Genomic DNA, 19,739 nt, shown 5'->3' with positions numbered 1-19,739 from the left:
AGCTGGACCTCCTCGAGGCCGCGGATCCCGGACACCGGGAACCGCGGCCTTCGTCATTCGTCCGCGGCTCCTCCGACCACACCGGTCGGCGGGTCCCCGCCACCGGACGCACAGACCGAGGAAGAGGAGGAAGACCGTGCAGACCACGATCGACCCCGCGACGTCCCACCGGCGGCCCGGGCTCGACCGCACGCACGTGTCCACCCAGGGCCCGGCGCAGGTCGTCCGCCGGGCGCTGCCCTGCCGCGTCCAGGACCCCGACCTGTGGTTCGCCGAGAGCCCCGACCAGCTCGAGCAGGCCAAGCGCCTGTGCGTGGAGTGCCCGGTGCAGGCGGCCTGCCTCGCCGGTGCCCTCGACCGGGCCGAGCCCTGGGGCGTCTGGGGTGGCGAGATCTTCGACCGCGGGGTGGTCATCGCCCGCAAGCGGCCCCGGGGCCGTCCCCGCAAGGTCCGGGTGGAGGCCGCCGCGTGAGGCGGCAGCCGCTCGCGACACCCCGCCGTCCCGCCGTCCGGCGCCCGCGCGCCGGACGGCCCGTCACCCGCTGCCAGTCCGTCTCCGCGCCGCACGACGGCGCGACCCGTCCAGAGGAACCGACATGTACCTGATCGACCAGTCCCTGATCCGCAGTCAGCAGGCCGAGCGGATGGCCGAGGCCGACCGGGCCTCCCGTGCCCGCCGTGTGGTCAGCGCGAGGCGCTGGGCCAGGCGCGCCGAGCAGGCGTCCCAGCGCGCCGCACGGGCCAGCTCCGCCGTCTGGTGACGGGGGAGCCGGTGTCCGTCCCGGCCCGGAGACCGCAGTCTCCGGGCCGGGACGACTCAGGCAGCCGGGTGGACCCGGCACAGGTCACCGCGCGAAGCCGGGGAGCCACTCCTCGCAGACACCGCGGTAGGGAGCCTCGGCGTCGAGCTGACACAGCACGCCGATCGACCCGATCGTCACCCGGTGGATGAGCAGGTACGCCGGCGGCAGGTTCAGCTGCCGGCCCAGCCGGCTGGCGTCGCTGCGCGGGTCGCCGATGCGGGTGGCCTGCTCCTGCATCCAGGCGCGGGTGAACCGGAACGACGGCGTGGACAGCGGGGCGAGGAACGGGAAGATGAAGTCCAGCACCGCCTGGGCGTCGACGTCGACGTCCTGGCGGACGAAGCCCTCCGCGCGCAGGTCGGTGAGCACGTCCTCGGCCCGGCCGGCCAGCGCCCACTGCACCAGGCGCCCGATGGGCTCGGGCAGCCCGTCGGGCAGCCGGGCGGTGGCGCCGAAGTCGATGACCCCGAGCCGGCCGTCGGGCATCAGCCGGAAGTTGCCCGGGTGCGGGTCGGCGTGCAGCAGCCCGGCGCGCTGCGGGCCGGAGAAGTGCAGCACGGCCATCAGCAGGCCGGCCCGGTCCCGCTGCTCGCGGGTGCCCTCGGCGGTGATCCGGGACAGCGGCGTGCCCTCGAGCCACTCCGAGACGATGACCTTCGGGGCGCTGGCCACGATCCGCGGGACGACGATCTGCTCGTCGTCGGCGTAGGCGGCCGCGAACGCGCGCTGCGCGTCGGCCTCCAGGCCGTAGTCCAGCTCCTCCTCGGCGCGGGCCTTCAGCTCGGCGATGAGCGGCTTGACCTCCATGCCGGGGAACATCGCGGCGAACAGGCGGGCGAAGCGGGCCAGCTGGTTGAGGTCGGCCATCAGCGCGGGGCCGGCGCCCGGGTACTGGATCTTCACCGCGACGTCGCGGCCGTCCCGCCAGGTGGCCTTGTGCACCTGGCCGATGCTGGCCGCGGCCGCGGGGGTGTCGTCGAATTCGCGGAACCGCTCGCGCCAGCGGGCGCCGAGTTGCTGGCCCAGCACCGCGTGGACGGTGCGCACCGGCATCGGGGGCGCCGCCTCCTGCAGCTTGACCAGCGCCTCGCGGTAGGGCCCGGCCATCTCCTCGGGCACCGCGGCCTCGAAGATCGACAGCTGCTGGCCCAGCTTCATCGCCCCGCCCTTGAGCTGGCCGAGGACGGCGAACAGCTGCTCGGCGGCCTTCTCCTGCAGCTCGGCGTTCACCTCGTCGGCCGGCCGGCCGGACAGGCGCTTGCCGATGCCCAGCGTGGCCCGGCCGGCGGCCCCCAGTGGCAGTGCGGCCAGGCGGGCCGTTCGGGACACCGCTCCCCGTGGGATGTCGCGCCCCGTGTCACTCACTCCCACAGTGTCCCCTGTCCGGCCCGGCCGTGCCCCGGCCCGGCCCGGCGGCACGTCCCGGCGCACTCAGGCACCGGCCGCCGCGAGCCGGGCGGCGGCCCCGCAGTCGCAGTCGGGGTGCGGGGGCCAGCGGCGCACCCGGGGGAGCAGGTCCGGTGGGCGCAGCTCCAGCGTCGCCCCGACGGCGCCCGGCTCGTCGGCGCCGTCGAGCAGGGCGAGCACCTGCACCGCGGCGGTGAGCGCGGTGAGCAGGCAGGTGACGGTGGCACCGCTGGGCCCGGGGTCGGCACCGGCGAGCTGGGCGGCCAGCCGCGGCCAGGCCGGGTCGTCGTCCCGCCGCCGGGCCTCGGCGCACCGGAGGCAGCTGCTGGTCGTCCCGGGCAGCACCAGCGGGCCGACGACGCCGGTCTCCTCGCGCACGGTGGCCACCAGGTGCGGCGTGCCCGCGCGCTGCAGCGCCACCGACAGCGGGTCGGCCGCGGCCCAGGGGTGGCAGAGCACCACCAGGTCCGGTGCCCGCTCCGGTGGCAACGGCCGCAGGTCGGTGAGCGGGCTGGCCCGCCGGACCGCGTCGGCTGCCGCCAGTGCCCGCGGCCGGCCCTCGTCGGCCGCGGTGGCCCCGCCGACGACGGCGTCCCCGGCCCGGGTGGCCCCGCGGTCGCGCACGTGCACCCGGCCGACGCCGCTGGCCGCCAACACCGCGGCCAGCGGGGTGCCCACCCGCGTCGCCCCGTCGACGACGACGGCGCTCTGCCGGCGGGACCGCCAGCGCCCGGCGGTGCCCGCGCGGGGGACGGCTGCCGGCAGCTCCAGCCCGGCCCGGGCAGCGGCCGCCGGACCCGGGTCGGTCGCCAGCAGGTCCGCGGCGGCCAGGTCGTGCAGCAGCCCGGCGCCGCGCAGGCCGGCCAGCAGGTCGTCGACCACCTCCAGGGGCAGCCCGGCCGCCACGGACTCGCTGCGCACCGTCCGCTCGCTGCGCCGGCCGTCCAGGCCCCGCAGCAGCGCGGTGACCTCGGTGCCGGCGGGGTGCAGCCGCAGACCCGCCCGGCCGTCGACGCCGCCGACCTGCACGAGGTCGTCGTCCAGCCGGAGCACCGGGGTCGCGGTGGGCAGCAGGGGGTGCGGGCTCTCGGTCATCGCAGGCAGCGTGCCAGCGCCGGCGGCCGGTCCGCAGCCGTCGTCCACAGGGTGCTCCGGCGCGTCGGCGTGGGATCGGGCCGAGCGGGTCGTAGGTTCCCGCGGGGCGCAGTGGACGAACGTTGCCCACACCCTGTGGACACAGCTGTGGACACGATGGGGACCCGTCGGGGTGTCGTTGTGCACCGACGGGGGACCCAGCGGGTGACGCGGAGCCCAACGGGGTGTGAACGCCGTCCTCACCTGCACGAACGTGTACGGGCCCCTGTGGACGCGAGGAGGGCGTTACGCCGTTCGGGGGACACCCTCGGAGCCGGTGTCCACTGTCCGTGTGCACCTGTCCACGTCCGGGTGTCCTCGGCAGGAGGCCGTCGCCGCCGACGGTTACCGTGCGTTCGTGCAACCACGACCTGACCGCCGCCCGCCGGCTGCGTCGACGGCCGCCCTCCCCGCCGTGCGCACGGCCTCCCGCCCGGACACCGAGGTGGAGGTCCGCCGCAGCGCCCGGCGCCGGCGCACCGTCACCGCCTACCGCGAGAACGGCCGCACCGTGGTGCTCATCCCTGCGGCCTTCAGCGCCGCCGAGGAGCGGCGCTGGGTCGACCAGATGGTCGCCAAGCTGCAGACCCGCGAGGAGCGCAAGCGGCGCAACCTGGCCTCCGACGAGGACCTGATGGTGCGCGCCCTCGAGCTGTCCGACGCCCACCTCGACGGCCGCGCGGTGCCGGCCAGCATCCGGTGGGTCGACAACCAGAACCGCCGCTGGGGCTCCTGCACCCCCGCCGACCGGTCCATCCGGCTGTCCAGCCGGCTGCGCGGCATGCCCGAGTTCGTCGTCGACTACGTGCTCGTGCACGAGCTCGCCCACCTGCTCGAGGCCAGCCACGACGAGCACTTCTGGGCGCTGGTCCGGGCCTACCCGCAGGCCGACCGGGCACTGGGCTTCCTGGAGGGCGTCGAGCACGGCTCCGCGGGGGCCAGCCGTCCCGACGACGACGAGCTGGAGCCCGGCGCCGTCGACTGAACGAAGGACCCCCTCGCCCCCCGACCCACGCTCCGCGCGGGGCGGGACCCTGCGAGGGGGCCGGACCGGTCAGCTCTGGGGAGTGGGGCCCTCGGTGCTGTCGCCGTCCTCGCGGTCGTCGCGGGGGTCGGAGCCCTCGGTCAGCTCGGCGAACGGGTCGGCCGCGCCCTGACGCGTCACGAAGTCCAGCGGCTCGTCCAGGTCGTCGGAGGTGGGCAGCAGGTCCGGGTGGGACCACAGCCGGTCCCGCTCGGCCGGGCCGTACTTCTGGGCCATCGCGCCCCACACCGTGCTGGCGTCGCGGGCCCGGCGCGGCCGCAGGTGCAGCCCGACCAGGGTGGCGAACGTCTGCTCGGCCGGGCCGCCGGAGGCCCGCCGCCGGCGCATCGTCTCGGCCAGCGCGGAGTGGCCGGGCAGCCGCTCGGCGGCCGCGGCGGCCACGATGGTGTCGACCCAGCCCTCAACCAGGGCCAGCAGGGTCTCCAGCCGCCGCAGCGCCATCGCCTGCTCGGGGGTCTCTTCGGGCTCGAGCACACCGCTGCCCAGCAGCCGCTGGATGCTCTCGGGGTCCTGCGGGTCCAGCCCGCCCTCCATGCCGCTCATCGCCTCGTCGAGCCCGCGCTGGATGGCCTCGGGGTCGACGTGGATGCCACGGGCGTAGGCGTGCACCGCGTCGGTGAGCTGCTGGCGCAGCCACGGCACGTGGGCGAAGAGGCGCTGGTGGGCGGCCTCGCGCAGGGCGAGGAACAGCCGGACCTCGTCCTCGGGACGGTCGAGACCGGCGCCGAAGGCGGTCACGTTCTGCGGCACGAGCACGCCGGCGCCCTTGGGGCCCAGCGGCAGGCCGACCTCGGTGCTGGTGGTGACCTCGTCGGCCAGCTTGGCCAGCGCCTGGCCGACCTGGGCGCCGAACATGACGCCGCCCATCTGGCCCATGATCCCGGCGAGGGGGCCGGCGATCTGGGCGGCCTCGGCCGGCAGCGCACTGGTCATCGCGGCGACGACGCGCTCGGCCAGCGGGTCGATGAGCGCGCTCCACGCCGGCAGGGTCTGCTCGACCCACTCCACCCGCGACCAGGCCAGCCCGCGGTCGATGCCCGAGGGCAGCTCGGTCACCTGGTCCAGCCACAGGTCGGCCAGCCGCAGGGACTCCGAGACCGCGGCGCGCTCGGCGGCCGAGGTGGGCTGGTGGCCGGGGGCGAGCTGGCTGATCGCGCCCTGGCGGGCGAGGTCCCAGTTCACCGGGCCGCCGGAGTAGTTCATCAGCTTCTGCAGCTCGGCGAACAGCGGCATCCCGCCCAGCAGCTGGGAGGGGTCGCCCCCACCGGGACCGCCGAAGCCGGTGCCGCCCATGCCGCCGAACAGTGCACCCAGGCCGAACGGGTCGTTCGCGCTGGGACCGGTACCGCCGGGCCCGACACCGCCGGGGCCGGTGCCGCCAGGCCCGTCGGACTCGCCCCGGCGCTCGGGGTCGCGGTCAGGGAGTCCGAAGCCGAAGGGCACGTCGCTCATGTCCCCACCGTAGCCGCGCGCACCCCCGCCCGACCGGGCCCGACCGGCTTCCCGGGCACCGGCCGTTCCGCCCTCGGCGAACCCGCCCGGGCCGGACGGCGGCCGCGGTCACCTACGCTCGCCGTTCGACGGGTGCGCCCGCCGCGGCCTCCGGGCCGACGGCGCCGGGCGACCAGCCGACGTCGGCCGCTGGCCGCGAGGAGGAACCGTGAGTCGTCGGAGCACCGTGCTGGTGACCGGCACCGTCCTGCTGCTGCTGTTCGGGCTGCTCGGGGCCGTGCTGCCCGTGCCCTACGTCGCGCAGGTGCCCGGTCCCACCTACAACACCCTCGGCGACATCAACGGCACCCCGATCATCACCGTGACCGGCCGCGAGCCCAACGACACCTCGGGCAACCTCAACCTCACCACGGTCGGTATCCCGCAGGGCTCGCTGAACCTGGTGCGGGCGGTGCAGGGCTGGTTCGACGACGAGGTGACCGTCGTGCCGCGCGAGCAGGTCTACCCGTCGGGCAAGTCGGTGCAGGAGACGCAGGCGGAGAACCGCCAGGCCTTCCTCACCTCCGAGCAGTCCGCCCGCGGTGCCGCGCTGGCCGAGCTCGGCTACCCGGTGCAGGTCGTCGTCCAGGGCCTGCCGGAGGGTTCGCCGTCGACCGGCCAGCTGGCGGACGGCGATGCGGTCGTGGCGGTGGACGGCACGCCGACGCCGACCCAGGACGCGCTGCTCGCCGTCCTGCAGGCCACCCCGCCGCAGACCGCGGTGCAGGTCGACTACACCCGGCTCGGCGTCGCGGGCTCCGCCACGGTCACCACCGGCGCGGCCCAGGAGGGCAGCGGCTCGGCGCTGGGGATCCAGGTGCTGGAGACCCCGTACGCGCCCTTCGACGTCTCGATCCAGGTGGACGACGTGGGCGGCCCCTCGGCCGGGCTGATGCTCTCGCTGGGGATCATCGACATGGTCGGGGACACCGACCTGACCGAGGGCGCGGTCATCGCCGGCACCGGCACCATCGACGCCGCCGGTGCGGTCGGGCCGATCGGTGGCATCCCGCTCAAGCTGGTCTCCGCCCGCGACATCGGCGCGGTGCTGTTCCTGGTGCCGGCAGCCAACTGCGCCGAGGCACTGGCGAACGCCCAGCCGGGTCTGCCGATGGCGAGGGTCGCGACGCTGGACGACGCCCTGACCGCGCTGGGTGACCTCCGCGCCGGGCGGACCCCCGCTCCCTGCTGACCGGGTGCGGGCCGGATCGTGGTGTGCTTGTGCCACGGCCGGGAACCCGACGCCGCCGGTGGCAGTTGAGGGAGCGGACCCCCGGGCCCGCCCCTCCCGCTCACGGTGGGGTGCGGGCGCCCCGTGTCCGAGTTCCGCGGCCGGGCCCCGTGCCCGCGCCCACCCCTGAGACAGGAGTCCGACCGTGGCCATGCGGCCCCCCGTGCCGGTGCCGGCGTTGTCCCGGCGCGCCAAGCTGGTCATCGGCATCGTCGCCGTCCTGCTGGTGCTCTTCAGCGTGATCGGCACGCTCACCAACGTCTACGTCGACTACCTCTGGTTCGACGAGACGAACTTCACCGAGGTGTTCTGGACCGAGCTGCAGACCCGGGCGCTGCTGTTCGCCCTCGCCGGGGTCGCCACCGGCGGACTGGTCGCGCTCGCGGTCCACCTGGCCTACCGGTTCCGCCCCACGTTCCGGCCGATGTCGCTGGAGCAGCAGAACCTCGAGCGCTACCGCCAGTCGCTGGAGCCCCGCCGCAAGGTCGCCCTGACCGCCCTCGGCGTCATCCTGGGGCTGCTGGCCGGTGCGGCCGCGCAGGGCAGCTGGCAGACCTGGCTGGCCTGGCGCAACGGCACCGACTTCCCCGGCACGGACCCGGAGTTCGGCAAGAACATCGGCTTCTTCGTCTTCGACCTGCCCTTCTACCGGCTGGCGCTCGGCTTCGGCTTCACGATCGTGCTGCTGGCACTGATCGGGTCGGTGCTGACGCACTACGTCTTCGGTGGCCTGCGGCTGCAGACCCCGGGCCAGAAGCTCACCGGTGCGGCGCGGGTGCAGCTGTCGGTGCTGCTGGGCCTGTTCGTGGCGCTCAAGGCGGTCGCCTACTGGCTCGACCGCTACAGCCTCGTGTACTCCAACCGCGGTGGGGTCTACACCGGCGCCTCCTACACCGACGTCAACGCGCTGCTGCCGGCCAAGAACATCCTGGTGGTGGTGGCCGCCATCTGCGCCATCGCCTTCTTCGTCAACATCGTGGTGCGCAACACCGTGCTCCCGGCCGCGGCTCTGGGGCTGCTGCTGGTGGCCAGCCTGCTGATCGGGTTCGCCTACCCGGCGATCGTGCAGCAGTTCGTGGTCCGGCCCTCGGCCGACCAGCGCGAGGCGGAGTTCACCTCGCGGGCGATCACCTCCACGCTGGACGCCTACAAGCTCAACGAGGCCGACGTCGAGTACGTCAACTACGCGCAGGACCAGACGCAGGGCGCCGACCGTGACGCCGCGGTCGCCGCCCTGCGCGACGACACCGAGACGATCCCCAACGCGCGGCTGCTGGACCCCAACGTCCTGTCCGCGACCTTCACCGCCCGCCAGCAGATCCGCAACGTCTACGGGTTCCCGGAGAAGCTGGACATCGACCGGTACACCGTCGACGGCGTCACCCAGGACTACGTCGTCGCCGTCCGCGAGCTCAACAGCTCCGGGCTGAGCGGCAACCAGGGCAGCTGGATCAACCGACACACCGTCTACACGCACGGCAACGGCTTCGTCGCGGCCCCGGCCAACCAGGTCGCGGCCGGGCAGCAGGCCGGTGAGCCCAACTTCACCACCGGCGACCTGCCCACCCGCGGCGACATCGAGGTCGACCGCTCGCAGATCTACTTCGGTGAGCTGCTCAACAACGACGGCGTCGACGTCTACTCGGTCGTCGGCGGCACCACCCCCCGCGAGTTCGACCAGCCCGAGGGCGGGTCCGACGAGGGGCAGATCAACTCCACCTACGACGGCACCGGTGGCGTGTCGATCGGCAGCTTCTTCCGCCGGCTGACCTACGCGATCTACTACCGGGAGCGGAACTTCCTGCTCTCCGGTGCGGTCAACGACCAGTCCAAGGTGCTCTACGTCCGCGACCCGCGGGACCGCGTGGAGAAGGCCGCCCCCTTCCTGACCGTGGACGGCGACCCCTACCCGGCGGTCGTCGACGGGAAGATCGTCTGGATCCTCGACGGCTACACGACCTCGGCGGCCTACCCGTACTCCGAGCAGATGTCGCTGCGGGACAGCACCACGGACGCGCTGACCGGCACCGGCACGACCGCCCTGCCCGACCAGCAGTTCAACTACATCCGCAACTCGGTCAAGGCCACGGTCGACGCCTACGACGGGTCGGTCACCCTCTACGCGTGGGACGAGCAGGACCCGGTCCTGCAGACCTACATGAAGGCCTTCCCGGGCCTCGTGCAGCCGCGCAGCGACGCGGGTCCGGAGCTGGAGAGCCACGTCCGGTACCCCGAGGACCTGTTCAAGCTGCAGCGGGACATCCTCACCCGGTACCACGTCGAGGACCCGATCGCGTTCTACAACCAGAACGACCGGTGGCAGGTCTCGCCGGACCCGACGCAGCAGGCAGCCACCACCACCACCGTGGAGGACGACCAGCCGCCCTACTACATCCTGGCCCAGCGGCCGGGTGACGAGCGGGCGAGCTTCCAGCTCACCAGTGCGCTGAACGCGTTCGAGCGGGACAACCTCTCGGCGTTCATCTCCGCCTCCTCCGACCCGGGCACCTACGGCGAGATCCAGGTGCTCCGGCTGCCGGGCAACACCCCCTACCGGGGTCCGCGCCAGGTGCAGAACTCGTTCAACACCAACAACCTGATCCGGCCGGACATCACGCTGTTCAACAGCGAGAGCTCCCGGGCGGTGTTCGGCAACCTGCTGACGCTGCCGATCGGGGACGCCGGCCTGCTGTACGTGCAACCGCTGTACGTGCAGGGCACGCAGGAGAACGCCTTCCCGCTGCTGCAGAAGGTGCTGGTGAACTACGCCGACCGGATCGGTTACGCCGACACCCTGGCCGAGGCGCTGGACCAGGTCTTCGGGCAGGGCGTGGGCGAGGTCGCCGTCGACGGCGGGACGCCCACCACCCCGACACCGGCACCGTCGACCGGCGGTGCGACGCCGGCCCCGGCGCCGACCGGGGGCCCGGTCGACGAGGCGGCCCGGGACCAGGCGGTCACCCGGCTCAACGACGCGATCACCGAGCTGGGTGACGCGACGCGGGCCGGGGACTTCGCCCGGATCGGTCAGGCGCAGGCCGACCTCCAGTCGGCGGTGCAGGCCTACCAGGCGGCGAACGGTCAGTCCGCCGCCGCGCCGTCCGCGGCGCCGAGCCCGACCGGCTGAGCCGGCGGTGGGTCCCCGGGGTCACCTGACCCCGGGGACCGCCCCGGTGCGGCGGCTGTCCCCGCATGGGGTATGGTCGTTCCAGCGACGCGGGGTGGAGCAGCTCGGTAGCTCGCTGGGCTCATAACCCAGAGGTCGCAGGTTCAAATCCTGCCCCCGCTACCACAGACGAAGGCCCGGTCACCTCACGGTGACCGGGCCTTCGTCGTCCCTGGCTACGCTGCCCTCCGTGCGCAGCCCCGCCCTGATCCGGTCCGCCGACACCGCGGACGCCGCGGGCATCGCCGCGGTGTACCGGCCCTGGGTCACCGGGTCGGTGGCCTCCTTCGAGACCGAGCCGCCCGACGCCGCCGAGATCGCCCGCCGGATGCTCACCGCACCCCGGCTGCCCTGGATCGCCGCCGAGCGGGACGGGGCGGTGGTCGGGTATGCCTACGCGGCGCCGCACAACGCCCGGGCCGCCTACCGCTGGTCGGTCAGCTGCTCGGTGTACCTGGCCGCCGACGAGCGCGGCGCGGGCACCGGGCGGGCGCTGTACCGGCGCCTGCGGGCCGAGCTGCCCCCGCTCGGGTACGTCACGGCCTTCGCCGGCATCGCCCTGCCCAACGAGGCCAGCGTCGGGCTGCACACCGCGCTCGGCTTCACGCCGGTGGGCGTCTACCGCGCCGCCGGCTTCAAGGCCGGCCGCTGGCACGACGTGGGCTGGTGGCAGCTCCCGCTCCGGGAGCCCCCGGCCGAGCCGGTCGAGCCGAGGGCCTGGGCGCCGGCCCCGGCGTCCGACGACGGGGCGGCGGGCACCCCGGCCGGGTGAGCGGAGAGGGGGGTCCGGGCACGCCGTCCGGAGGTGGGGTAGTGTCTGTCCTGCGACGCGGGGTGGAGCAGCTCGGTAGCTCGCTGGGCTCATAACCCAGAGGTCACAGGTTCAAATCCTGTCCCCGCTACCAACCGGAGGGCCCGGTCACCGAACACGGTGACCGGGCCCTCCGTCTGTCTGCCGTGCGCGCCCGTGCAGACTCAGTCCGTTCGGGGGAACACAGCACGACAGGAGGACGACACGCATGGACGCCGGACCCACGGTGGGGGACCCCGCCGACGGAGCGGACGAGTGGCCGGGCCAGGTCACCGAGCGGACGATGGCCGACGGCCGACCGATGTTCTACTTCGACGACGTGGCCACCGCCGGTGCTGTGCACCTGGCCGAGGACACCCGCCCGCTGCCGGAGCCCCCGCACGCCGGTGAGGTCCGCTTCGACGTGCTCACCGGGGAGTGGGTGACCATCGCCGGGCACCGGATGAACCGCACCTTCCTGCCCAGCGCCGCCGACTGCCCGCTGGACCCGACCGTCGACCCCTCGCGGCCCACGGAGGTCCCGGACAGCCGGTACGACGTCGTGGCCTTCGCCAACCGGTTCCCCAGCTTCGCCCCGCTGACCGTCGGCCCGGGCGTGGACGCCGTGCCGCCGACGATCGGACCCGCCGACCGGCCCGCGTACGGGCACTGCGACGTCGTGGTGTTCTCCAGCGACCACGAGGCCGCCGTGGTCGACCTGCCCGTGGCGCGCATGCGCACGGTCGTCGAGGCGTGGGCGCAGCGCACCGCCGCCCACTCGGCCGACCCGCAGGTGGCCGAGGTGTTCGTCTTCGAGAACAGCGGCCAGGAGATCGGGGTGACGCTGACCCACCCGCACGGGCAGGTCTACGCCTACCCGACCCTGGCGCCGCGGTCGGCCCAGCTGGTCGAGCAGGCCCGCCGGCACCGTGCGGCCACCGGGGGCAACCTGCTGGCCGACGTCCTCGCCGCCGAGCAGGCCGAGGGCACCCGGGTGGTGCTGACCGGGGAGCACTTCACCGCATACGTGCCCCGGGCGGCGCGCTGGCCGGTCGAGGTCCACCTGGCCCCGCACCGCGACGTCCCCGACCTCGCCGCGCTGCACGACGCGGAGAAGGCCGAGCTCGCGGTGGTCTACCAGGAGCTGCTGCGCCGGCTGTCCCGCTTCCACCCCGGCGTCGACCGGGTGCCCTACATCTCCGGCTGGCACCAGGCGCCCACCGGCGAGGACCGCGCGCTGGGGCGGCTGCACCTGCAGCTGTTCTCGCTGCTGCGGGCGCCGGGCAAGCTCAAGTACCTCGCCGGCTCGGAGTCGGGCATGGGTGCCTGGATCAACGACACGACGCCGGAGCGGATCGCCGACCGGCTGCGGGAGGTGGCGTCATGAGCCCGCTGGACGTCGGGACGCACGAGCAGGCCGACCGCGCCGTCGCCGAGCTGCGCTCCACCTGGGGGGCCGAGCCGGACGGCGTCTGGACTGCTCCCGGCCGGGTCAACCTGATCGGTGAGCACGTCGACTACAACGGCGGGCGCTGCCTGCCGATGGCGCTGACCCGCATCACCGCGGCCGCCGTGCGCCGCCGCGACGACGACCTGGTGCGGCTGTCGAGCACCGACCCGGACGCCGCGCCGTTCGAGGGCCGGCTGGACGACCTGGGCCCGGGCTCGGCGACCGGCTGGGCCGGCTACGCCGCGGGCACCCTGTGGGCGCTGCAGCAGGCCGGCATCGACGTCCCGGGCATGGACCTGTCGGTGAGCAGTGACGTGCCGCTGGGCGCGGGGCTGTCCAGCTCGGCGTCGCTAGAGGCCGCGGTGGCCATCGCGGCCGCGGAGCTGGCCGGCCGCGCCGACTCCGTCGAGCTGCGGCACCTGCTCGTCCAGGCCGCGATCCGGGCCGAGAACGAGGTCGTGGGCGCCGGCACCGGCGGCATGGACCAGACGGTCGCGCTGCTGGCCGAGGAGGGCTCGGCCCTGCTCATCCACACCCGGGACTTCCGCACCGAGCCGGTGCAGCTGGGGCTGGCCGAGGCCGGGCTCGAGCTGATGGTCATCGACACCCGGGTCAAGCACACCCTCGCCGACGGCCAGTACGCCCAGCGCCGGGCCGACTGCGACGAGGCGGCCCGCCAGCTCGGTCTGGAGTGGCTGTCCGACGCCACCGCGGCCGACGTCGACCGGCTGACCGACCCGCGGCTGCAGGCCCGCGCCCGGCACGTGGTCAGCGAGAACGAGCGCGTGGACACCGTCGTCGAGCTGGTGCGCGCCGGCCGGGTCGCCGAGATCGGGCCGATGCTCGACGCCTCGCACGCCTCGCTGCGCGACGACTACGAGGTCTCCGCGGTCGAGCTCGACGTGGTCGTCGAGGCGGCGCGGTCGGCCGGGGCACTCGGCGCCCGGATGGTCGGCGGCGGGTTCGGCGGTTCGGCCATCGCGCTGATCCGCTCGACCGGCGCGGCCGCGGTCGGCGAGGCCGTCGTGGCCGCCTGCCGGGAGCGCGGGCTGACCGAGCCGGTCACCCTGACCGTCACCTCCGGCCCGTCGGCCCGTCGACTGAGCTGAGGAAGGACCCCCTCGCCCCCCACCGCTCGTACCTCGCGGCGGGACCTCGCGAGGGGGTCGCCCGGGCGGGAACACGCCGCCCGGGAGGGCCGTTCGGGACGGGCATGGAGCCGACCGTCTCGAACGCCCCGCAGGACAGCCGCTACGAGATCCGGGACGGCGACCGCCTCCTGGGCGTGGCCGCCTACCTCCGCAACGGCTCGCAGGTGGTGTTCACCCACACCGAGGTCGAGAGCGAGGGCTCCGGTCTGGGCAGCACCCTGGTCCGGGCCGCACTGGACGACGTCCGGGCCGCAGGCGGCACCGTCGTCCCGCAGTGCTCGTTCGTGCGGGGCTGGATCGAGCGCCACCCCGAGTACCGCGACCTGGTGGCGCAGGAGGCCTGATCTCCTCGCCGTCCGGGGCACCTGGGAGGCTGGGGGCATGCGCGTCCTGGTCACCGGTTGGTTCAGCTTCGACGAGGTGATCGCCACCATCGGTGACGACCTGGGCGCGGAGGTGGTGGCGGGCTGGCTGCGCGAGCTGGACGTCGACCACACGGTGGCCTGGGCGCCCTTCCTCGTGCGCGGGCCGGACTGGCGGGCGCTGGACCCGGCCGACTTCACCCACCTGGTCTTCGTCAGCGGGCCGATCTCGGACACCCCGCTGCTGCGCGAGCTGACCGAGGCGTTCTCCGGCGCGCAGCGCTGGGCGGTCAACGTCTCGGTGGTCTCCGACGCCGGCCGGGCGCTGTTCCACGAGGTCTGGGAGCGCGACGCCCCGGGGGTGGCCCGCCCGGACCTGGCCATGGCCACCCGGACGCCGGACGTCCCGGTGCTGGCGGTCGCCTTCGCCCCGCCGCAGGAGGAGTACGGCGACCGGAGCCGGGCGGTCGAGGTGCGGGCCGCGATCGAGGGGTGGCTCGCGGCCCGGGCGATCCCGTGGTTCGAGCTGACCATGGACTCCTACGAGAAGCCCTACGAGCGCTTCCCGCTGCAGGTCGAGGCACTCATCCGGCGGGCCGACGCGGTGGTGAGCATGCGGCTGCACGCGCTGGTCCTCGGGCTCGCGCACGGCAAGCCGGTCATCGCCTGCGACGCGATCGTCGGCGGGGCGAAGGTCACCGCCCAGGCGGGTGCGCTGGGCTGGCCGCTGGTGGTGCCGGGCGACCAGGTCGACGCCCACACCCTCGACGCCGCCCTCGAGCACGCGCTGTCCGGCACGCTCACCGACGCGATCGCCGGGGCCCAGCAGCGGGGCGCAGCCGCCAACGCGCTGGCCCGGGAGTGGCTCAGCCGGCAGCTGCAGGGCTGACCGCCTGCTGCCCCGGGGGCGCCGGCCGCTGCGCGGTCGCGAAACGGCGCTCGACCTCGGCCGGCACCGGTCGCCGCTGACGCAGCGCGGCCGGCAGCCGGCGGACCACCCCGGCGAGCGCCGTCCGGGCCGCGGGCTCGGTGCGCGCCCGGCGCGCCAGCCGGCCGGTCGCGGCGAGCGCGACGGGGAGCGGGCGGCGCAGCCAGTCGACGAGCACGTCGTTGCGGGTCTGCAGCGCCCAGCGGGCCGCGGTCGGCCGGTCCGGACCCGCCGGGTCGTGCCAGGCGACGACGTCCTCGCTGAACACCAGGTCCCAGCCGGCGGCGGCCAGGTCCAGCGCCAGCAGGTGCTCTTCGCCGCCGAAGAACAGCAACCGGGAGAACCCGCCGACGCCGAGGTAGGCGTCCCGGCGGACCACCGCGGCGAACGCCGGGAAGCTCAGCACGCCGGGCCCGGCGGCCGACCGGCCCAGCAGGGCGAGCCGGTGCTTGCGGGTGACGGCGTCCTCGCTGCCGTCACCGGCCATCCGGACCCGACCGACGACGACGGCGACCCGGGGGTGGGCGTCCAGCAGGGCGACCGCTGCGTCCAGCGAGCCGGGCTCCCACCACGAGTCGTCGTCGGCGAACGCCACGTACCGGGTCGTCGCGGACCGGACGCCGTCGGTGCGCGCGACCGCCCCGGCGTTGGCCGCCAGCTGCACGACGTCGACGTCCGGGTGCTGCGCCCGGACCGCGGCCGCGCTGCCGTCGGTGGAGGCGTTGTCGACCACGACCACCGGCAGCCGCTGCTCGGTGTCCAGCCGGGTCAGGGAGCGCAGCAGCGACTCCCGCCGGTCGCGGGTGGCGATGACGACGCTGACCGCAGGCTCGCTGTGCACCAGGGAGTTCTACCCGGCGGGCACGGCCCCCCTGCAGGGGCCCGCCGCGAGCCTGCGAGCGGTGGGGGGCAGGGGGTCCTCCGTCAGGCCGACAGTGCGGTGCCGGTGAGGTCGAGGGCCTCGGCCAGCTGGTCGAGCGGCAGGTCGACGGCGCGGGCGAGGGCGGCGACGGTGAAGAACGCCGGCGTCGGGACCCGGCCGGACTCGATCTTGCGCAGCGCCTCCAGGCTCACCCCGGACGCCAGGGCGACCTCGCCGGGGGTGCGGGTGCCGCGGGCCGCGCGCAGCAGGGCGCCCAGCCGACGGCCGCGCTCACGTTCTTCCGGGCTCAACGGGGGTCGCACCATGGCCGTGATAGTAATACCGGGATAGCAATACCGGAACCAGGAGGACGACGACGTGATCGAACTGCGCACCCCGGGCGAGATCGAGGCCATGCGGGCCGCCGGCGCGGTGGTCGCCCAGATGCACGCGGCGGTGCGGGAGCTCGCCGCCCCCGGCGTCCGGCTGACCCAGCTCGACCAGGCCGCCCGGCAGGTGCTGGCCGACGCCGGGGCCACGTCCCCGTTCCTGGGCTACGCGCCGCTGCGCAGCACGCCGCCGTTCCCGGGCGTGGTCTGCCTGTCGGTCAACGACGTGGCGCTGCACGGCATCCCGACGTCCCAGGAGCTCGAGGACGGCGACCTGCTCAGCGTCGACGCCGGGGCCACCCTCGACGGCTGGGTGGGCGACGCCGCGATCACCTTCCCGGTCGGCACGCCCCGCGAGGAGGACCGGCGGCTGCTCGACACCACCACCCGGGCGCTGGAGGCGGGCATCGCGGCGGCCGTCGTCGGCGGCCGGCTCGGTGACGTCTCGGCGGCCATCGGCGAGGTGGGCCGCGCGGGCGGCTGCGGGATCAACACAGACCAGGGTGGCCACGGCATCGGCCGGTCGATGCACGAGGCGCCCAGCGTCCCCAACGAGGGGCGGGCCGGGCGCGGCCTGAAGCTGCGGGCCGGGCTGGTCATCGCCATCGAGCCGTGGTTCCTCGCCGGCGGTTCCGACGACTACCGGGTGGACGCCGACGGCTGGACGCTGCGCAGCGCCGACGGCAGCCGCGCCGCCCACGTAGAGCACACCGTCGCGGTCACCGACGACGGCCCCCGCATCCTCACCCTCCCGGCCTAGGGGAGTCCTGTTCGTGAGGCAGCGGATGTGCGCTGGTGGTCGCCTCCGCTGCCGCGAGACGACCACCAGCGCACAACGACGTCCGCGAGGACGGCGGGCGGCTCAGCCCAGGGCCTGGTCGAGGTCGGCCAGCAGGTCGTCGACGTCCTCGATGCCCACCGACAGCCGCACGAGGTCCGCGGGCACCTCCAGGGGCGAGCCGGCGGCGCTGGCGTGGGTCATCCGGTGCGGGTGCTCGATCAGCGACTCGACGCCGCCGAGGGACTCGGCCAGGGTGAACACCCGGGCCCGCTCGCAGACCTGCAGCGCGGCCTCCTCGCCGGCCTTGAGGCGGAACGACACCATCCCGCCGAACTGCGACATCTGCTTCGCCGCGACCTCGTGGTTGCGGTGCTCCGGCAGCCCCGGGTAGAGCACGGCGGAGACCGCTGAGTGCTCCAGCAGCCACTCGGCGATCCGGCCGGCGTTGGCGCTGTGCCGGTCCATGCGCACGCCCAGGGTCTTCAGGCTGCGCAGCAGCAGCCACGCGTCGAACGGGCCGTTGACCGCGCCGGCGGCGTTCTGCAGGTACGCCAGCCGCTCGCCGAGCTCGGCGTCGGAGACCACCAGCGCACCGCCGACGACGTCGGAGTGCCCGCCCAGGTACTTCGTCGTGGAGTGGACGACGACGTCGGCGCCCAGCGTCAGCGGCTGCTGCAGGTAGGGGCTGGCGAAGGTGTTGTCGACGACCAGCAGCGTGCCGGCGGCGTGCGCGATGTCCGCCAGCGTGGCGATGTCGGCGATGTTGAGCAGCGGGTTGCTGGGGGTCTCGCACCACAGCACCCGGGTCGTCTCCGGCGCGACCGCCGCACGGACGGCGTCCAGGTCGTCGAGGTCGACGGGGGAGTGCCCGACGCCCCAGGGCTCCAGCACCTTCGAGATCAGCCGGTACGTGCCGCCGTAGGCGTCCCCGCCCAGCACGATCTGGTCGCCGGGCCGGCAGACGGTGCGCAGCAGGACGTCCTCGGCGGCCAGGCCGGAGGAGAAGGTCATCGCGCGGGTGCCCTGCTCGAGCGAGGCCAGCGCGGTCTGCAGGGTGTCGCGGGTGGGGTTCGCGCTGCGGCTGTACTCGTAGCCGTTGCGCAGGCCGCCGACGCCGTCCTGCTTGTAGGTGGTGGTCAGGTGCATCGGCGGGATCACCGCCCCGGTCGCCGGGTCCGGCTCCTGGCCGGCGTGGATGGCGCGCGTGTTGAAACCGGTCATGAGGCGACCGTAGGCGGCAGACCGACGAGGTGCCCGAGGACGTCCTGCCGGGTGACCACGCCGGCGGGCTTGCCGTCGACGTGCACCAGCAGCGCGTCGGCGTCACCCAGCGCGGCGACGGCGGCGGTGACCGGCTCGCCGGAGCCGATGATCGGCAGCGGCGCGGACATGTGCCGCTCCACCGGGTCCGAGAGGGTGGCCCGCCCGGAGAACAGGGCGTCCAGCAGCGCCTTCTCCGCCACCGAGCCGACCACCTCGCCGGCGGTCACCGGCGGCTCGGCCTTGACCACCGGCAGTTGGCTGACGCCGTACTCGCGCAGGATGTCGATCGCGTCCCGGACGGTCTCGGTCGGGTGGGTGTGAACCAGCGTCGGGGTGGCGTCGGACTTGGTGTCCAGCAGCTCGCCGACGGTCTCCCCGCCCGACGCGGTCAGGAAGCCGTAGTCGGCCATCCACTCGTCGTTGAAGATCTTGTTCAGGTAGCCGCGGCCACCGTCGGGCAGCAGCACCACCAGGACGTCGTCCTTCGTGAGCCGCTCGGCGACCCGGAGGGCCGCGACCACGGCCATGCCGCAGGAGCCGCCGACCAGCAGGCCCTCCTCGCGGGCCAGCCGCCGGGTCATGGCGAAGGAGTCGCCGTCGGAGACCGCGATGATCTCGTCGGCGATCGACTTGTCGTAGGCCTCGGGCCAGAAGTCCTCGCCCACCCCCTCGACGAGGTAGGGCCGCCCGGTGCCACCGGAGTAGACCGAGCCCTCGGGGTCGGCGCCGGTCACGTGCACCCGGCCGCCGCTGGCCTCCTTGAGGTAGCGGCCGACGCCGGAGATCGTGCCGCCGGTGCCCGCGCCGGTCACGAAGTGGGTGACCCGGCCGTCGGTCTGCGCCCAGATCTCCGGGCCGGTGGTCTCGTAGTGCGAGCGCGGGTTGGCCGGGTTGGCGTACTGGTCGGCCTTCCAGCCGCCAGGGGTCTCCCGGGCCAGCCGGTCGGAGACCGAGTAGTAGGAGCGCGGGTCGGCCGGGTCGACGGCGGTCGGGCAGACGTGCACCTCGGCGCCGTAGGCCCGCAGCACGTTGATCTTCTCCGCACCCACCTTGTCCGGGCAGACGAAGACGCACGTGTAGCCGCGGGTCTGCGCGACCAGGGCCAGCCCGATGCCGGTGTTGCCGCTGGTCGGCTCGATGATCGTGCCGCCGGGCTGCAGGGCGCCGGAGGCCTCGGCGGCCTCGACCATGCGCACGGCGATCCGGTCCTTCACCGAGCCGCCCGGGTTGAGGTACTCGACCTTGGCCAGCACCAGGGGTGCATCCGGCCCCAGGTGGGCGGTGACCGACCGCAGCCGCACCAGGGGTGTGTCACCGATGAGCTCGATGACGGACTCGGCGTACTGCACGCGGGCCTCCTCGACACCGGGCGCAGCCGTTTACCGCTGCCCGTGTGCCCATCCCATCAGACCCGGGCCCGAGGAGGCTGCTGCCGCCCGGAGGACCGTCTCCTGAGGCAGGTCGTGTGCGATCGTGTCCAGCAGCA

Annotated in this window: 18 protein-coding genes and 2 tRNA genes; 13 read left to right on the top strand and 7 right to left on the bottom strand. The window is 74.6% G+C overall.

What is annotated here, in order from left to right; all coding sequences use genetic code 11:
• Window positions 1-136 precede the first annotated feature (136 nt).
• Window positions 137-472, top strand: coding sequence for a WhiB family transcriptional regulator (locus GCU67_RS16630; protein WP_163612327.1), 336 nt, complete (start codon window positions 137-139; stop codon window positions 470-472).
• Window positions 473-596: 124 nt separating this feature from the next.
• On the top strand, window positions 597-761 hold the full coding sequence (locus GCU67_RS21195) for a hypothetical protein (protein ID WP_170311072.1): 165 nt from the start codon (window positions 597-599) through the stop codon (window positions 759-761).
• Between the two features lie 84 nt (window positions 762-845).
• On the opposite strand, the gene GCU67_RS16625 is transcribed toward GCU67_RS21195, so the two are convergent.
• Both GCU67_RS16625 and GCU67_RS16620 read right to left on the bottom strand, forming a co-directional pair.
• Window positions 846-2,132: an ABC1 kinase family protein gene (locus GCU67_RS16625; protein WP_338105094.1), complete on the bottom strand. Its 1,287-nt coding sequence runs from the start codon at window positions 2,130-2,132 to the stop codon at window positions 846-848.
• A 102-nt stretch (window positions 2,133-2,234) separates the two neighbouring features.
• A complete protein-coding gene (locus GCU67_RS16620; protein WP_163612323.1) occupies window positions 2,235-3,305 on the bottom strand; it encodes a ThiF family adenylyltransferase in 1,071 nt (356 codons plus the stop codon).
• A 397-nt stretch (window positions 3,306-3,702) separates the two neighbouring features.
• Between GCU67_RS16620 and GCU67_RS16615 the strand changes: the two genes are divergently transcribed.
• A complete protein-coding gene (locus GCU67_RS16615; protein ID WP_338105093.1) occupies window positions 3,703-4,329 on the top strand; it encodes a M48 metallopeptidase family protein in 627 nt (208 codons plus the stop codon).
• A gap of 69 nt (window positions 4,330-4,398) precedes the next feature.
• Here GCU67_RS16615 and GCU67_RS16610 read toward each other — a convergent pair whose 3' ends face one another.
• Complete coding sequence (locus tag GCU67_RS16610; protein WP_276508580.1) at window positions 4,399-5,841, bottom strand: zinc-dependent metalloprotease; 1,443 nt, start codon at window positions 5,839-5,841, stop codon at window positions 4,399-4,401.
• A 208-nt stretch (window positions 5,842-6,049) separates the two neighbouring features.
• Between GCU67_RS16610 and GCU67_RS16605 the strand changes: the two genes are divergently transcribed.
• The 9 genes from GCU67_RS16605 to GCU67_RS16565 all read left to right on the top strand — a co-directional run bounded on the left by GCU67_RS16605 (window position 6,050) and on the right by GCU67_RS16565 (window position 14,919).
• Window positions 6,050-7,072, top strand: a complete 1,023-nt coding sequence (locus GCU67_RS16605) for a YlbL family protein (RefSeq protein ID WP_338105092.1) — start codon at window positions 6,050-6,052, stop codon at window positions 7,070-7,072.
• 190 nt (window positions 7,073-7,262) lie between these two features.
• Window positions 7,263-10,238, top strand: a complete 2,976-nt coding sequence (locus GCU67_RS16600) for a UPF0182 family membrane protein (RefSeq protein ID WP_211661553.1) — start codon at window positions 7,263-7,265, stop codon at window positions 10,236-10,238.
• 88 nt (window positions 10,239-10,326) lie between these two features.
• Window positions 10,327-10,403: transfer RNA gene (locus tag GCU67_RS16595), tRNA-Met, on the top strand.
• 64 nt (window positions 10,404-10,467) lie between these two features.
• Window positions 10,468-11,049 (top strand): GNAT family N-acetyltransferase, encoded by a 582-nt coding sequence (locus GCU67_RS16590; RefSeq protein WP_338105091.1) that lies wholly within the window; start codon window positions 10,468-10,470, stop codon window positions 11,047-11,049.
• Window positions 11,050-11,105: 56 nt separating this feature from the next.
• Window positions 11,106-11,182, top strand: a tRNA-Met gene (locus tag GCU67_RS16585).
• A gap of 114 nt (window positions 11,183-11,296) precedes the next feature.
• A complete protein-coding gene (gene galT, locus GCU67_RS16580; protein ID WP_163612319.1) occupies window positions 11,297-12,454 on the top strand; it encodes a galactose-1-phosphate uridylyltransferase in 1,158 nt (385 codons plus the stop codon).
• Window positions 12,451-13,626 carry a galactokinase gene (gene galK, locus GCU67_RS16575; protein ID WP_163612317.1) on the top strand — a complete coding sequence of 392 codons (1,176 nt, stop codon included), beginning with the start codon at window positions 12,451-12,453 and terminating at the stop codon, window positions 13,624-13,626. Before galT ends, galK begins: the two co-directional genes overlap by 4 nt.
• Before the next feature lie 104 nt (window positions 13,627-13,730).
• Window positions 13,731-14,012, top strand: coding sequence for a GNAT family N-acetyltransferase (locus tag GCU67_RS16570; RefSeq protein ID WP_163612315.1), 282 nt, complete (start codon window positions 13,731-13,733; stop codon window positions 14,010-14,012).
• 37 nt (window positions 14,013-14,049) lie between these two features.
• Window positions 14,050-14,919, top strand: coding sequence for a polysaccharide pyruvyl transferase family protein (locus GCU67_RS16565; RefSeq protein ID WP_163612314.1), 870 nt, complete (start codon window positions 14,050-14,052; stop codon window positions 14,917-14,919).
• On the opposite strand, the gene GCU67_RS16560 is transcribed toward GCU67_RS16565, so the two are convergent.
• Window positions 14,897-15,799, bottom strand: coding sequence for a glycosyltransferase family 2 protein (locus GCU67_RS16560; protein WP_338105090.1), 903 nt, complete (start codon window positions 15,797-15,799; stop codon window positions 14,897-14,899). The genes GCU67_RS16565 and GCU67_RS16560 overlap by 23 nt on opposite strands.
• A gap of 83 nt (window positions 15,800-15,882) precedes the next feature.
• Window positions 15,883-16,146 carry a helix-turn-helix domain-containing protein gene (locus tag GCU67_RS16555; RefSeq protein ID WP_163612312.1) on the bottom strand — a complete coding sequence of 88 codons (264 nt, stop codon included), beginning with the start codon at window positions 16,144-16,146 and terminating at the stop codon, window positions 15,883-15,885.
• Between the two features lie 52 nt (window positions 16,147-16,198).
• Here GCU67_RS16555 and map point away from each other — a divergent pair, with 52 nt between their 5' ends.
• Entirely contained in the window at window positions 16,199-16,969 is a 771-nt protein-coding gene (gene map, locus GCU67_RS16550) for a type I methionyl aminopeptidase (RefSeq protein WP_163612310.1), read from the top strand.
• Between the two features lie 102 nt (window positions 16,970-17,071).
• Here the strand turns inward: map and GCU67_RS16545 are convergent, their stop codons facing one another.
• A complete protein-coding gene (locus tag GCU67_RS16545; protein WP_163612308.1) occupies window positions 17,072-18,211 on the bottom strand; it encodes a cystathionine gamma-synthase in 1,140 nt (379 codons plus the stop codon).
• Window positions 18,208-19,602: a cystathionine beta-synthase gene (locus tag GCU67_RS16540; protein ID WP_163612306.1), complete on the bottom strand. Its 1,395-nt coding sequence runs from the start codon at window positions 19,600-19,602 to the stop codon at window positions 18,208-18,210. Before GCU67_RS16540 ends, GCU67_RS16545 begins: the two co-directional genes overlap by 4 nt.
• Between the last annotated feature and the right edge of the window lie 137 nt (window positions 19,603-19,739).

The sequence above is a fragment of the Modestobacter muralis genome (assembly GCF_010682105.1).
Lineage (GTDB): Bacteria > Actinomycetota > Actinomycetes > Mycobacteriales > Geodermatophilaceae > Modestobacter > Modestobacter muralis.
This window is presented reverse-complemented; position numbering and strand designations above follow the sequence as displayed.